The organism is Spirosoma sp. KUDC1026, assembly GCF_013375035.1.
Lineage (GTDB): Bacteria > Bacteroidota > Bacteroidia > Cytophagales > Spirosomataceae > Spirosoma.
Genome location: NZ_CP056032.1, coordinates 1,120,956 through 1,134,596 on the forward strand (window position 1 = coordinate 1,120,956; position 13,641 = coordinate 1,134,596).

At 47.6% G+C, this 13,641-nt stretch carries 16 protein-coding genes and 4 tRNA genes; 17 read left to right on the top strand and 3 right to left on the bottom strand.

Annotation, left to right across the window (positions count from 1 at the left end; all coding sequences use genetic code 11):
- Positions 1-99: 99 nt before the first annotated feature.
- The gene (locus tag HU175_RS04760; RefSeq protein WP_176565498.1) at positions 100-1,944 is read right to left on the bottom strand and encodes a M56 family metallopeptidase; all 1,845 of its coding nucleotides are present in this window, start codon (positions 1,942-1,944) and stop codon (positions 100-102) included.
- 3 nt (positions 1,945-1,947) lie between these two features.
- Positions 1,948-2,310: a BlaI/MecI/CopY family transcriptional regulator gene (locus tag HU175_RS04765; RefSeq protein ID WP_176565499.1), complete on the bottom strand. Its 363-nt coding sequence runs from the start codon at positions 2,308-2,310 to the stop codon at positions 1,948-1,950.
- Positions 2,311-2,421: 111 nt separating this feature from the next.
- Between HU175_RS04765 and HU175_RS04770 the strand changes: the two genes are divergently transcribed.
- Together HU175_RS04770 and HU175_RS04775 are read left to right on the top strand one after the other, a co-directional pair.
- Positions 2,422-2,901 carry a gliding motility lipoprotein GldH gene (locus HU175_RS04770; protein ID WP_176565500.1) on the top strand — a complete coding sequence of 160 codons (480 nt, stop codon included), beginning with the start codon at positions 2,422-2,424 and terminating at the stop codon, positions 2,899-2,901.
- A 12-nt stretch (positions 2,902-2,913) separates the two neighbouring features.
- Positions 2,914-3,558: a phosphatase PAP2 family protein gene (locus HU175_RS04775; RefSeq protein ID WP_228724324.1), complete on the top strand. Its 645-nt coding sequence runs from the start codon at positions 2,914-2,916 to the stop codon at positions 3,556-3,558.
- A gap of 54 nt (positions 3,559-3,612) precedes the next feature.
- Here HU175_RS04775 and HU175_RS04780 read toward each other — a convergent pair whose 3' ends face one another.
- Positions 3,613-4,104 carry a DUF4293 domain-containing protein gene (locus HU175_RS04780; protein WP_176565501.1) on the bottom strand — a complete coding sequence of 164 codons (492 nt, stop codon included), beginning with the start codon at positions 4,102-4,104 and terminating at the stop codon, positions 3,613-3,615.
- Positions 4,105-4,156: 52 nt separating this feature from the next.
- On the opposite strand from HU175_RS04780, the gene mnmD reads away from it, so the two are divergent.
- From mnmD to rplL, 15 genes are all read left to right on the top strand, one after another.
- Positions 4,157-4,828, top strand: a complete 672-nt coding sequence (gene mnmD, locus HU175_RS04785; RefSeq protein ID WP_176565502.1) for a tRNA (5-methylaminomethyl-2-thiouridine)(34)-methyltransferase MnmD — start codon at positions 4,157-4,159, stop codon at positions 4,826-4,828.
- Between the two features lie 68 nt (positions 4,829-4,896).
- The gene (locus HU175_RS04790) at positions 4,897-5,499 is read left to right on the top strand and encodes a thioredoxin family protein (RefSeq protein WP_176565503.1); all 603 of its coding nucleotides are present in this window, start codon (positions 4,897-4,899) and stop codon (positions 5,497-5,499) included.
- A gap of 84 nt (positions 5,500-5,583) precedes the next feature.
- Positions 5,584-7,656, top strand: coding sequence for a M13 family metallopeptidase (locus HU175_RS04795; protein ID WP_176565504.1), 2,073 nt, complete (start codon positions 5,584-5,586; stop codon positions 7,654-7,656).
- Positions 7,657-7,792: 136 nt separating this feature from the next.
- Positions 7,793-8,314: a hypothetical protein gene (locus HU175_RS04800; RefSeq protein WP_176565505.1), complete on the top strand. Its 522-nt coding sequence runs from the start codon at positions 7,793-7,795 to the stop codon at positions 8,312-8,314.
- A 148-nt stretch (positions 8,315-8,462) separates the two neighbouring features.
- A tRNA-Tyr gene (locus HU175_RS04805) sits at positions 8,463-8,548 on the top strand.
- A gap of 104 nt (positions 8,549-8,652) precedes the next feature.
- Positions 8,653-8,728, top strand: a tRNA-Gly gene (locus HU175_RS04810).
- Between the two features lie 108 nt (positions 8,729-8,836).
- Positions 8,837-8,908 (top strand) — tRNA-Thr (locus tag HU175_RS04815).
- A 148-nt stretch (positions 8,909-9,056) separates the two neighbouring features.
- Positions 9,057-10,244, top strand: coding sequence for an elongation factor Tu (gene tuf / locus HU175_RS04820; RefSeq protein WP_176565506.1), 1,188 nt, complete (start codon positions 9,057-9,059; stop codon positions 10,242-10,244).
- 131 nt (positions 10,245-10,375) lie between these two features.
- A tRNA-Trp gene (locus HU175_RS04825) sits at positions 10,376-10,449 on the top strand.
- Positions 10,450-10,463: 14 nt separating this feature from the next.
- Positions 10,464-10,655, top strand: a complete 192-nt coding sequence (secE, locus tag HU175_RS04830) for a preprotein translocase subunit SecE (protein WP_176565507.1) — start codon at positions 10,464-10,466, stop codon at positions 10,653-10,655.
- Positions 10,656-10,720: 65 nt separating this feature from the next.
- Entirely contained in the window at positions 10,721-11,281 is a 561-nt protein-coding gene (gene nusG / locus HU175_RS04835) for a transcription termination/antitermination protein NusG (protein ID WP_176565508.1), read from the top strand.
- Between the two features lie 170 nt (positions 11,282-11,451).
- Positions 11,452-11,895 (top strand): 50S ribosomal protein L11, encoded by a 444-nt coding sequence (gene rplK, locus HU175_RS04840; RefSeq protein WP_176565509.1) that lies wholly within the window; start codon positions 11,452-11,454, stop codon positions 11,893-11,895.
- Positions 11,896-11,920: 25 nt separating this feature from the next.
- Entirely contained in the window at positions 11,921-12,619 is a 699-nt protein-coding gene (rplA, locus tag HU175_RS04845) for a 50S ribosomal protein L1 (protein ID WP_176565510.1), read from the top strand.
- Between the two features lie 3 nt (positions 12,620-12,622).
- Positions 12,623-13,156 (top strand): 50S ribosomal protein L10, encoded by a 534-nt coding sequence (gene rplJ, locus HU175_RS04850; protein ID WP_176565511.1) that lies wholly within the window; start codon positions 12,623-12,625, stop codon positions 13,154-13,156.
- A gap of 54 nt (positions 13,157-13,210) precedes the next feature.
- Positions 13,211-13,594 (top strand): 50S ribosomal protein L7/L12, encoded by a 384-nt coding sequence (gene rplL / locus HU175_RS04855; protein ID WP_176565512.1) that lies wholly within the window; start codon positions 13,211-13,213, stop codon positions 13,592-13,594.
- Positions 13,595-13,641 lie beyond the last annotated feature (47 nt).

The window sequence follows — 13,641 nt, forward strand, 5'->3', positions numbered from 1 at the left end:
AGCGTTGGTTTACAGAACTTAGACAGATAACTAGGGTATTTGTTTAATCTGTCCGTTCGTTATTGCCAACACACGCCTTTATTGCAAATAGCCGGTTCGTTAGTTACTGTCATCGGTATAGATCAGCAGAGCGGAGTTTACGCTCTTTTTCTGCGTGGCGTCATACTTGGTTACTTTTATTACACTGTACAATTGATCGACCGTTAAGGCTGTAACATCAGTCAAGGTGGCTGGTTTATTGTTGATGTAGAGTGGAACCGCTTGTAGCTCGTCAACAACAGAAAGGTGGTCGTCGTCTATTCGGGTGAGCCCGCTTGCTTTGATAGATTTATTTTGGAAAAAGACTTTCCCGAATTTGGTCCGACCGCTGTTCTGCGCAAATTTCTGTTCTCCTTCGTGAATCAAATAATCGAGACGATGCTCTGCCACGAACTGAGCTACGGCTGATTCATCGTTGTCAGCAATTTGTTGTAATTGAGTGGGAAAAGGGGCACCGGTACCTCTCTTCCAGAAATCATCTTTATCAACAGACTTTAATTGACTCGTACCAGCCGCGCCCGCTTGAGCGCCAATGCCTATATAGCCGGATACGGTAGGAATCGGTTTAGTATCGTCGTCGGTCTCGGTAATTTGCGTTAAACCACCTGATGAGCGAACAACTGTAAAAACAAGACGGTCAATATAAGTATACAGCGGATCGTACTTGACCTCGTTAAGCTGCATGGTATTGCCGTATTGGGCAAGTTCCTGCTTAAGCAGTGTGAAATCATCCAGAGTGGTTTTGGGCGTAACGACCCAGTACAGATAGTTACCTTGTTTGACTAGTAAACGTGATTTCAAAGGGACTTCCGGAGCAATCTTAGCAATTTTGCGAGCGGAATCAGGAGTAGTTACTACGTCTGCAACTGCTTCGTTTAAATCTGTCTCTGGCAGCGGTAACGAGGGCATAGCTGTCTCTACAGGTAAAGAATTAGTCGCTTGATTCACCGAAGCCGGCGCAGGCAAGCTCTCGATAACAATGGCCTTGGTGAGCGCCGGACGAGCAAACGCTGCTGTTACGATGAGTATGATAAGACCAACAAGTGGGTATTTAACAGCCGTCAACATTGACGAACGGGTGCGGGCGATCATAGCAATGCGGGTTTTTAGTTGAGACTTATTGAAATGGTTACTAATCGTTGATGAGGAATCAGCCATACTTACCCGAAGCAAGCTGTACTGATACGCGCGGGCATCCACTCCCTCAGACAATACAGCCTGATCCGCGCTAAACTCCAGGACTTGATGCAGTAGATACCGAAAAAGGTAAATGGCCGGGTTGAACCAAAGAAAACAGCAGAGCAGACTGGCAGCTATGGTATCCAGACTATGTTTGGATCGAACGTGAAGACGTTCATGGCGCAGAATTAGCTCCAACTCGTCGGCGGTGTACAGCGCTGGGTTAATTACGACCCAGTTAAAAAAAGAAAAGGGAGATTGAACAGTTGGAGAGGATACAAGAATAAAATCATCGTACGGTTCCTGCTCCGATCGACGTATCAGCCGGAGTAACGAAAACAGCTGACTACTGAACCGGATCAGTAATCCAAATAGAATGAAACCATACAGGCAGGCAACGGCTTCCATCCATGTCAAGGTGAAGGCGGTGCCTGAGTCAACCGGCAGGTTTGTTTCAACTGACTGCGTAGCCAATTGTGGAAGAATAGGCTGCTTGAAATACTCTGGTCGGACAACCTGCGTGGTACGTTGTATAGCTGTTTGCACTGGTTGCGGACTCCAGTCAGGTAGCTCCACTAGGGGTAACGTGAATGAGGCTACAACCCCTAGCCATAGAATAAGCCGATTGACTCCAAAGAACGTTTCGTGACGGAGTAGCAGGTAATAAGCCGCGCTCACGACCACCAGCAACCCATTAGCAAGTAATACGTAGCGCAGGGTATCCATAGCTTATTTTTCTTTCTCAATCATGGCCAGAATTTCCCGGAGTTCGTCGGCGGAGATCTTTTCGTTCTGGGCAAAATAGCTGACCAGGTTTTTGTACGAGTTATCAAAATAATCGCCCACTACTTTCTTCAGCACGAAGCGATTCTGGTAGTCCTCTTTGCTGACCAAGGCAAAATATTCGTGCGTATTACCATAGGCCTGGTGACCGATGTACCCTTTTTCTTCCAGATTACGAACAATGGTCGAGACCGTATTATAGTGTAAAGGCGGGTTCGTAAAGTGCGAAACCATGTCCTTAACGTAGCAGGGCTCTAATTTCCAGAGTACCTGCATCACCTCTTCTTCTTTGGTAGTGAGCTTTTCCATGGAGCAAACGTAAAACTATTTTTCTAGTTTAAAAACTAGCTATGTAGTTTTTTGCGGTTTGAAAAGCAAGGTTGCCCATCGTAGTTTTGCCAATTGATTCGTTAAGGGTTTATGAAAAGAATTTATCTGGCGCTGCTGGTAGTAGTTGCGGTCATGTCAGGCTGCGATACGAATGCTGTTTATAAAGAATATACGGACATTGACGAAGGGAAATGGTTTGTTAAAGACGCCCCGTCGTTTACGTTCGAGATCAAAGACACGACTATTGCGTACAATATTTATTACAACCTCAGAAATTCGCTCTCCTACGATTATTATAACCTGTATCTGACGCGCTATCTACGCGACGAGAGCGGCAAAGAATTAGAATCCCGGCTGGATGAATTGATTCTGATGGATCCCAAAACGGGCAAACCCACCGGTGAGGGGATTGGCGACCTGTTCGACCACAAGTTTCTGATGAAGCGCAACTACCGGTTCCCCAAAGCGGGAAAATACACCATGCAGATTAAACAGTACATGCGGCAGGACCCGCTGCTGCACGTAGAAAGCGTTGGAATCACCGTTGAAAAGGCAGCTTCTGCCAACTAATCCATTATTCGTTTGCAACCTTTTTTTGATTTGCTGCGGAAGAACCGACTGTTCTTTGCGCTTTATGCACTGGTGCTGGTTGTCATGGGGCTGCTGCAGATAACCTTTACCCAGGAGCAACTAATGCAGATGGTGAACGTGCGCAATACTGAAGTTGCCGACGTTTTCTTCACCTACGTTACGTATATGGGCGATGGGGCATTTTTCGTCATTATCTGCCTGATTCTACTAGCGGTCAATCAGCGGATTGGCGTTATGGCTCTGGCTAGTTTTGCGCTTTCGTCACTGACGTCTCTGTTTCTTAAGTCGGTGATGTTTCCAAATTCGCTGCGGCCACTCAAATTCTTCGAGCACTCCGCTTTTGAATACCACATCATCAAAGGGCTTGATGTGCATAGCTACAACAGCTTTCCGTCGGGGCATACAACAACCGCATTTGCCGTTTTTAGTCTGCTGACCTTTCTCGACACCCGAAAAAGCAGGGCATGGCTGTTTGTGTTTCTCGGCGTTCTGACGGGCTATTCCCGAGTATATCTGTTCCAGCATTTTGTGGAAGATACCTACGTGGGCTCGATGGTGGGTACTATATCGTCAGTTGTTGTGTATCTGGCGTTGCAGAAGTGGACATTTGAGAAAACCAGTCGGCCAATACCATAAAAAAAGCGGTCAGGCTTCTGCCAGACCGCTTATGTATCATAAAGTAGGAAGTGGTTACCGGAGTCGATCGGAATCACGAACCAACTTTTCGTCCCGACGAATAAAGCGGTTGGCCAATGCGTTAAACACCAGCGCAGCAATAACAGCATAAAAGCCAAATAGGAAATCTCCCTGACTGTCGGGGCTTCCGTACGACTTTGCTGCGTAGAGCGTACGGTACAGAATGATTCCCATGATAGCCGTCAGCATCAACGCGTTGACAGCGCAAAGAGCGGTTTGCAACAGGCGATTTTTAAATTGAAAAAGGGCAACCAGCGCCACAATAGCCACAATGCCCATGAGCAGAGCGAGGTACCAGACTGGGGTAACATACGTAGCTGGTGCGGTGCGGCCGTCAACAGCCTGCACCTGACTGTACTGCAGGGCTGTCAGATTCGCCATCTCGTTTGGTTGCAGACCCGCTTTCTCCCAGATTGGGTTAGCTAGAGCGAGGACCATTGCTACAGCGATAAGAAACAAAAATATTGACTGAACGCGTTGAATCATTGGTGATATACTTGTTTTTGGAAGGCAAAAATAGCCTAAAATCCGATAGAGAATGAAAGCTGCACTACGTATCGTCACAACCGAGGATGGCTCCAGTACAGTAATAAATGAAACGTTTGACAAATCGTACCACTCTGTTTACGGGGCTCAGCAGGAATCGCAGCGGGTATACATCGAACTGGGTCTGCTGGCAGCACTGGAGAAATTCCCGAATACCGATTTGTTTGTCTTTGAAATGGGTTTCGGCACCGGCTTGAATGCATTAATGACTGCCCTGGAAGCCGATAATTACCAGCGAAAAATTCATTACACAGCCGTCGAAGCGCAGCCGCTCCTGGCAGAAGAAGCGCGTCAACTGAACTACGATACGTTATTGGGTACCAATTATCTGGAGAAGCTGCATATGAGTCCCTGGAATGAACCTGTTGAGATTAGCCCGTATTTTTCGTTGACAAAGTGGGAGGGACGTCTGCAGGATTTCCGGACCAGCCAACGGTTTCATCTAATCTATTACGACGCCTTTGCCCCCACTTCGCAACCTGAATTATGGGAGGAACCCGTTTTTCAGCAGATGACAAACATGTTGTTGCCGGAGGGGTTGCTGACTACCTACTGCTCCCGCAGTTACGTACAGCGAAATATGCAGGCGGCTGGCCTGATTGTTGAGAAACATCCAGGACCGCCCCATAAGCGTGAAATTCTGCGGGCTGTAAAATCAGCCTGACGCATAAAACGCTGTTGGTGAGCAAATTTTATGCAGTTAACCTGCGTTATGTCCAAAACAACGATCGTATGAAACCTTTGCTCCTGCTCTTTGCCGAGCTATGCCTGGCTGCGCTCGGCACGCTCCGAATGAACCCACCTGCTGATTTGGCGAGCGTACCTAAAAAGGAAATTAAACACGAAGCCAAGCACATCAACTGGATCACGGTGGAGGAGGCCTACAAGCTGACCCAGAAAAAGCCTAAAAAATTCGTCATCGACGTGTATACCGACTGGTGTGGCTGGTGCAAAGTGATGGACCAGAAAACGTTTTCGAAGCCGGCCATCATTGACTACGTCAATGAGAATTTCTACGCCGTTCGCTTGAACGCCGAGCAGACGGCTCCTATTACGTTAGGTCAGCAAACGTTCAAGTACGTTGGTAGCGGTGGCCGGGGGGTACATGAATTGGCCGCGGCACTGATGAAAAACCAGATGAGCTACCCGACTACAGTGTTCATGGACGAGAAATTTCAGCTGATTCAGCCAATTCCCGGCTATATGGAACCCCGCACGTTCCACCAGATCATTACGTATTTTGGGAGCAACAACCACCAGAAGGAGCCGTTCGATCAGTTCAAAACAGGAACTTATGCGAAGGCCTACCAGACATCACTAACGGCTGAGAAGTAAGCTAACTTTTGGAATAAACAGGAACATCATTTGGGACTTATCCCGTATTTTTGTTATCCTTTTTTATTCCTATTATCTGATTACATGAATCAACGCTTAATAATTGTTACGGCAATGACGTTTGCCGTAGGTCTGGCTACTGCCGGGCCTGACAAACCTGCCCATCCAGCGTCCGACCGTCCAACTCCGGCGGTTAAAGCCCTGGCTCCGCGTAAATTTATTGATCCCCAGAACATGGACATGTCCGTGAAACCGGGTGACAATTTTTATCAATACGCCAACGGGAACTGGCTGAAAAAGAATGCGATTCCTGCTTCGAAAACCTCCTGGGGAAGCTTTAACGAGCTGCGCGACAAGAGCCTTGATGCGATGAAGGCGCTGCTCGAAGATGCAACTAAAACAACGACAAAAGGGCGGCTGTATCAGATGGTAGGCGATTTCTACGCCAGCGGTATGGACAGCGTAACGCTCGAAAAACGGGGTTTTGACCCGATCAAACCCGAACTGGCCCGCATCGAAAAAGTCAGTAACAAAACAGCTTTCCTGGACGAACTGGCCCACCAGCGGACACAGGGAAATGGAATGCTGTTCAGCTTCTACGTAGGACAGGACCGGAAAAACGTCAATAAGTATCTGCCGCAGTTTGGTCAGGGTGGTACGTCGCTTCCCGACCGGGACTATTACCTGAAAAATGATCCTCGGAGTCAGAAAGTCCGTGACGCGTATCGGGATAATCTGACTAAAATGTTTACGCTGATTGGTGAGGAACCAACGCAGGCGTCGCAGGATGCGGACGTTGTACTACGGCTCGAAACGGCACTGGCTAAAGCACAGATGGCCCGGGTCGAAATGCGCGATCCGTACAAAACGTACAACAAACTGACCGTTGCTCAATTCACTGAGAAGACGCCAACCATCAACTGGGCCGATCAACTGGTGAAATACGGAGTGAAGAATCAGGATACCGTGCTGGTGCAAAGCCCAACCTTTTACGTGGCTGTCGATAGTCTGGTTGCCGCTACGCCTATAGAAGACCTGCGCACCTACATGCGCTGGAACATTGTAAAAGGGGCCGCACCATACCTGAGCGATGCATTTGTGAAACAGAACTTCGCGTTCTCTCGCGTGTTGAGTGGTCAGAAAGAACAAACCCCCCGCTGGCAGCGCGTCAGTGGCCTGATTGACGGAACGCTTGGCGATCTGCTGGGTCAACTGTACGTACAGCGCTATTTCAGACCAGAAGCCAAGCAGCGGATGCTGACGCTGGTTGATAATCTGGAAGCTTCGTACAAAGAGCATATTAAAAACCTGGACTGGATGAGCGACGACACCAAAAAACGGGCGCTTAACAAGCTGACATCGTTCAAACGGAAGATCGGTTATCCAGACAAGTGGAAAGCGTACGAAGGCGTGAGCATCAACCGGAACGATTACTACGGCAATGTAAAGTCGGTCAGCAAGTGGTCGTATAATTACATGATCAACCGCCTGGGCAAACCCGTCGACAAAACGGAATGGGGTATGACCCCACCAACGGTTAATGCCTATTACAGCCCGGTTAATAATGAGATTGCATTCCCCGCGGCTATTCTGCAATTTCCGTTCTTCGATTTTGAAGCCGACGATGCGATTAACTACGGTGGTATTGGCGCGGTAATTGGTCACGAAATGACCCACGGATTCGACGATTCGGGTCGTCAGTACGATGCCGATGGTACGTTGCGTGATTGGTGGTCTAAAGCTGATGCTGATAACTTTAAAAAGCGGGCCGATCAGGTCAAAGAGCAGTTCTTTGGCTTCAAAGTGCTTGATTCGATTAAGGTAAACGGTCAGCTGACCCTTGGCGAAAACCTGGCCGATCTGGGTGGTCTTGCTATTGCCTACGATGCTTTCAAAAAAACGGCACAGGGTAAATCGAAAACCAAAATTGACGGTTTCACCCCCGACCAGCGGTTCTTCCTGTCGTGGGCGCAGGTATGGCGTATCAACGTGCTGCCCGAAACCCAGGCTCAACTGATTTTAACCGATCCGCACGCGCCGGGTATGTATCGGTGTAACGGACCGGTAGCTAATATCGACGCCTGGTATCAGGCATTTAATATCCAGCCGGGCGACAAAATGTATAAGCCAAAGGACGAACGTATCAGAGTCTGGTAAGCCAGCCTGAACAAAACAAAAGGCGCGTTCCAGGATAGAACGCGCCTTTTGTTTTTATTGAATTCAGGAGATCAGTTATGAGAAATGCCTTGTTTTCTTCTTTGACGCTGTAGCAAAACATCTTTATGATTCTTCTATGCGGATACCTTATCTAATAGCTGCCCTACTGTTTCTGAATCTGGCCTGCCAAACGAAACCTAAAAAAGAGGAAGCGGACACAGCCGCAACCGCACAGGTAGATAGCGCGAGTGCATTGGCTAACCGCCCTACCCCCGAATCGCCCCGTTCGGCTGCTGACCGGTTAGTTCGGGCTCTCTACTTCGAGCACAACAAGGAAGACAATCCCTTTCGGGAAAAAGACCGGTCCCTAATTGATGAATATTTCTCCCAGCCAACCGCCGATCTGATTTGGAAAAACGGTGACAAGCTGAAACCGGCGAAAAAGAATCCGTTATTCAATGCGCCTGATGCAGCGGTCAAAAAAATGTGGGTAGAGCCCGCAGCCGTGGGGGGAAGTCGCGCTATTGTTTACGTAACGTTTAAAAATGGGGGTAAACCAGAGGAGATTAAGGTTGATTTACAGCAGCAGAAAGGACGCTGGTATATCACAGATATGCTTTACCCAAATGGCAAACAGCTAACACAGATGATTCAATAGCAATAGTGCCTGATACAGCGTAAAGGGGCACTTTCAGAAAAACCCCGAATTATTTTTGGAGAACCTGTTGACAACAATCTAAAATCGTGTAATTTTGCAACTCCAAACCCGGAAGGGGAGCGGAAAAAGTTCTTTAACAGTTTATTTTGGGGAGTTTCCAGAGTGGCCAAATGGATCAGACTGTAAATCTGCTGGCGTACGCCTTCGGAGGTTCGAATCCTCCACTCCCCACCACGAAAAGTTATAAAGTTCTATAGTTTGTTAGCTGCTGTGAAGTTTAGGCGTAAACGCATTGACTAAGCAGCTATTTAACTTGCAGAATTATATAACTTTTTTTTGCGGAAGTAGCTCAATTGGTAGAGCGATAGCCTTCCAAGCTATAGGTTGCGGGTTCGAGACCCGTCTTCCGCTCCAAAAGTGAGTTTCAAGGTTGTAGAGTTTTATAGTTGTAAGGTTTTTATGAGTGCGGCAGCCGACTTTACAACCCTATAACTTTACATAACTTTACAATTTTTTTTACAAGCCGTTATAGCTCAGCGGTAGAGCACTTCCTTGGTAAGGAAGAGGTCCGGGGTTCAAGTCCCCGTAACGGCTCAAGACTTCTTCGTGAAGTCTTTTTGAGTTTTATGAGTTGCTAAGCCAAAAGGCATCAAACCTCGTAGGGGATGATCTCAAAATGGCTTAACTGACGTTCAGCGAGTTCATCTAAAACAAAAACAGTTCACAATAGCGTTTTAAAAACATGGCAAAAGAGAATTTTGACCGCTCGAAACCGCACGTAAACATCGGTACGATTGGTCACGTTGACCACGGTAAAACGACGCTGACGGCTGCCATTACGAAAGTGCTGGCCGAAAAGGGTCTGGCCGCAATTCGGGACTTCTCCTCGATTGACAACGCTCCTGAAGAAAAAGAGCGTGGTATCACCATCAATACATCGCACGTTGAGTATGCGACAGCTAACCGTCACTACGCTCACGTTGACTGCCCAGGCCACGCTGACTATGTGAAAAACATGGTAACGGGTGCTGCGCAAATGGACGGTGCTATCCTTGTAGTTGCTGCTACGGATGGCCCAATGCCACAAACTCGTGAGCACATCCTGCTGGCTCGCCAGGTGGGTGTACCTCAGCTGGTCGTGTTCATGAACAAAGTGGACATGGTCGATGATCCAGAGCTGCTCGAACTTGTTGAGATGGAAATCCGCGAGTTGCTGAGCTTCTATAACTTTGACGGTGATAACATTCCTGTTATTCAAGGTTCGGCCCTGGGTGGTCTGAACGGCGATGCTCAGTGGGTTAAAACCATTGAAGACCTGATGGACAACGTTGATAGCTTCATCCCACTGCCTCCACGTCAGACGGATCTTCCGTTCCTGATGCCGGTAGAGGACGTATTCTCGATCACGGGTCGTGGTACGGTTGCAACGGGTCGTATCGAACGGGGTGTTATCAACTCGGGTGAGCCAGTTGAGATCCTGGGTATGGGCGCTGAAAACCTGAAATCAGTTGTAACGGGTGTTGAGATGTTCCGGAAAATTCTGGACCGTGGTGAAGCCGGTGACAACGTAGGTCTGCTGCTCCGTGGTATTGAGAAAACCGATATCCGTCGTGGTATGGTTATCTGCAAACCAGGTTCGGTAACCCCACATATGAAGTTTAAAGCTGAGGTTTACGTGTTGTCGAAAGAAGAAGGTGGTCGTCATACCCCGTTCTTCAACAAGTACCGTCCTCAGTTCTACTTCCGTACCACTGACGTAACGGGCGAAATTACGCTTCCAGCTAACGTTGAGATGGTAATGCCAGGTGATAACATCACCATCGAAGTAAATCTGATCAACAAGATCGCTATGGAAAAAGGTCTTCGTTTCGCTATCCGCGAAGGTGGCCGTACCGTAGGTGCTGGTCAGGTAACGGAGATTCTTGACTAGTAAATAATTGAAAACAAGTGCATTTCATACGAGATGCACTTGTTTTTTTTGATATTATTTCAGAATTTTGCAGTCCGTTACGGAAGCACACCGTAATGGATTTTTTTAGATATACTGGTTCAGTAATCTATACGGGTGTAGTTCAAGGGTAGAATAGCGGTCTCCAAAACCGTTGATGGGAGTTCGAATCTCTCCACCCGTGCCAATCCTTTACATACAATGGATAAGTTTATCTCGTTTCTGAAGCACTCTTGGGAGGAAGTTCAGCATAACGTGACTTGGCCAAAATTCAGCGATCTGCAGTCCAGTTCAACGCTGGTGCTCGTAGCTTCGCTCATTTTTGCGCTACTGGTCGGTGTTATCGATTTAGTGTTTGAGAACGCTTTGAATGTGTTCTACACGTCGTTCTAAGCACGGCTTATCTGAGTAACTACAGTATTGTAGTTGAAGCAGATAGACTACCAAAACTAGAAAGCATGAGCGGCATACAGTGGTACGTCATTCGGGCAGTTTCCGGACAGGAAAAGAAAATTAAATCTTACCTGGATAACGAAATTGTTCGTCAGAATCTGGACGAAGTTATTCCGCAGGTATTAATACCTGCAGAAAAGGTGTACGAAATGCGTAACGGTAAGAAGCGCGTTCGGGAAAAATCATTTTTTCCGGGGTACATCCTGATTTCGGCAGATTTGGGAAATAACCGGGCGCTCGATATGATTTTGAATATGCCGGGTGTTCTTGGTTTCCTCGGGAACTCGCAGGTAGGAACAACTTCCAAAATTCCGGTTCCTCTTCGGCAGGCTGAAGTTAACCGAATTTTGGGTAAAGTGGATGAAGAAGCGCAGGAAGTAGCTGCTCCAACAGTTGCCTACGTAAAAGGTGAGTCGATTAAAGTAGTCGATGGCCCATTCAGCGGATTCATTGGTACAGTAGAAGAAGTTTTCGACGACCGGAAGAAGCTGAACGTTGTCGTTAAAATATTTGGCCGGAGTACTCCGGTAGAACTCAGTTACGCACAAGTAGAGAAGGAAGTCTAGTTGATTCAACTGGATTTCCGAGACGCGGCATCTTTTGCTTCCCTCTGAAGATGACCCGTCAGCAAAAGTTGATTTGATGCGAGAGTAGTGCGGGCTGGTTATGTGACTAACTAGCTAGAAACTCAAGCACCAGCGGGGCCGCCCGTGCGGTCGTAACTAATATTACCACAATGGCAAAAGAAGTAGGTGGCTATGTAAAGCTGCAAGTCAAAGGTGGACAGGCTAATCCGTCTCCGCCAATTGGTCCTGCGCTGGGTTCCAAGGGTTTGAATATCATGGAATTCTGCAAGCAGTTCAATGGACGGACGCAGGATAAGGTTGGTACGGTGTTGCCAGTTTTGATTACGTATTACAAGGATAAGTCCTTCGATTTCGTCATTAAGACTCCTCCTGCACCAATCCTTCTGTTGGAAGCGGCTAAACTGAAAGGTGGTTCTGCTCAGCCGAACCGCAATAAAGTTGGGTCGGTTACGTGGGACCAGATCCGGACGATTGCTGAGACCAAAATGCCTGATTTAAATGCATTTACGGTTGAATCAGCAATGCGTCAGGTTGCAGGTACTGCTCGCAGCATGGGGATTACGGTGACGGGTGCATCACCCTTCGAAAACTAATAGACTTGCCTAGGCAAATACACAAATGGCTAAGTTAACGAAAAAACAAAAAGAAGCATTAACGAAGTACGATGCTACGAAAGAATACTCGCTGGAACAAGCAGCAGACATTCTGAAGCAGATCTCGTACACCAAGTTTGATGCTTCGGTGGATATTGACGTCCGGTTAGGCGTTGACCCGCGTAAAGCCGACCAAATGGTTCGTGGCGTTGCTACGTTGCCACATGGTACGGGTAAAACGGTTCGCGTTCTGGTGCTTTGTACGCCGGATAAAGAGAACGAAGCGAAAGAAGCAGGTGCTGACTTTGTGGGGCTGGACGATTACATTCAGAAGATTGAACAAGGCTGGACGGACATTGATGTAATCATCACGATGCCGAACGTAATGGCTAAGGTTGGTCGTCTGGGTAAAGTGTTGGGTCCTCGTGGGCTGATGCCAAACCCCAAATCGGGTACGGTTACGCCTGACGTAGCAAAAGCTGTTCGTGAGGTGAAGGCTGGTAAAATCGACTTCAAAGTTGATAAAACCGGCATCATTCACACCAGTATTGGTAAAGTATCGTTCACGCCAGAAAAACTGGCTGAGAACGCACAGGAAGTAATCGCTACGCTGATGCGCCTAAAGCCTTCATCGGCTAAAGGCACGTACGTAAAAACGATTAACCTGTCGAGCACGATGAGTCCGGGAGTAACGATTGATAAAGGCACAGTAGCCGGTATTTAAGCCATGAAGCGCGAGGACAAAGGAGCAATTATTGCGGAACTGACTGAAAAGTTTCAGTCGATTCCCTTCTTCTACATCACGGAAGCCAATGGCATGACGGTTGCTGAAACCAACAATCTACGTCGGATGGCTTTTGAGCGGGGCATCGAGTACAAAGTGGTGAAGAACACCTTCATCAAAAAAGCACTCGAAACCCTTGATACGGATTATACGCCGTTCAACGATACGGTGCTACATGGTCAATCTGCGGTGATGTTTCACCCAGAAAATGGCAAAGCGCCGGCTCAATTGATTAAAGAGTTTCGTAAAACCAGTGATAAACTGCAATTAAAAGGAGCTTCAATTGACTACAGTATCTTTATCGGTGCTGATCAACTTGAAACCCTGATTGCCCTGAAAAGCAAACAAGAGCTTATCGGCGAAATCATCGGTCTCTTACAATCACCTGCCAAAAACGTTATCTCTGGTCTGCAGAGTGGTGGTAACAAACTGGCGGGTATTCTTAAAACGCTGTCGGAGCGCGAAGAACAAGCTTAATTTTCCGGCAATCATTTTTTTTACATCGTATCACAATCAAATTAAAATACTAAAATGGCAGATTTGAAAGCGTTCGCAGAGCAGCTTGTAAGCCTGACAGTTAAAGAAGTTAACGAACTGGCTGCTATCCTGAAGGATGAGTATGGTATTGAGCCGGCGGCTGCCGCTCCGGTAATGGTAGCTGGTGCTGCTGGTGGTGGTGATGCTGCTCCTGCTGCTGCTGAGAAAACGTCGTTTGACGTGATCCTGAAAGCTCCTGGCGCTGGTAAACTGGCCGTTGTGAAACTGGTTAAAGACCTGACGGGTCTGGGTCTGAAAGAAGCCAAAGAACTGGTTGACGGTGCTCCAAAACCAGTGAAAGAAGGCGTTGCTAAAGACGAAGCTGAAGCACTGCGGAAACAACTTGAAGAAGCTGGCGCTGAAGTAGAAGTTAAGTAAGCAGCCGCTTTATTGGAATATTGCTCCAAACAGGGGAGGCCAGACCA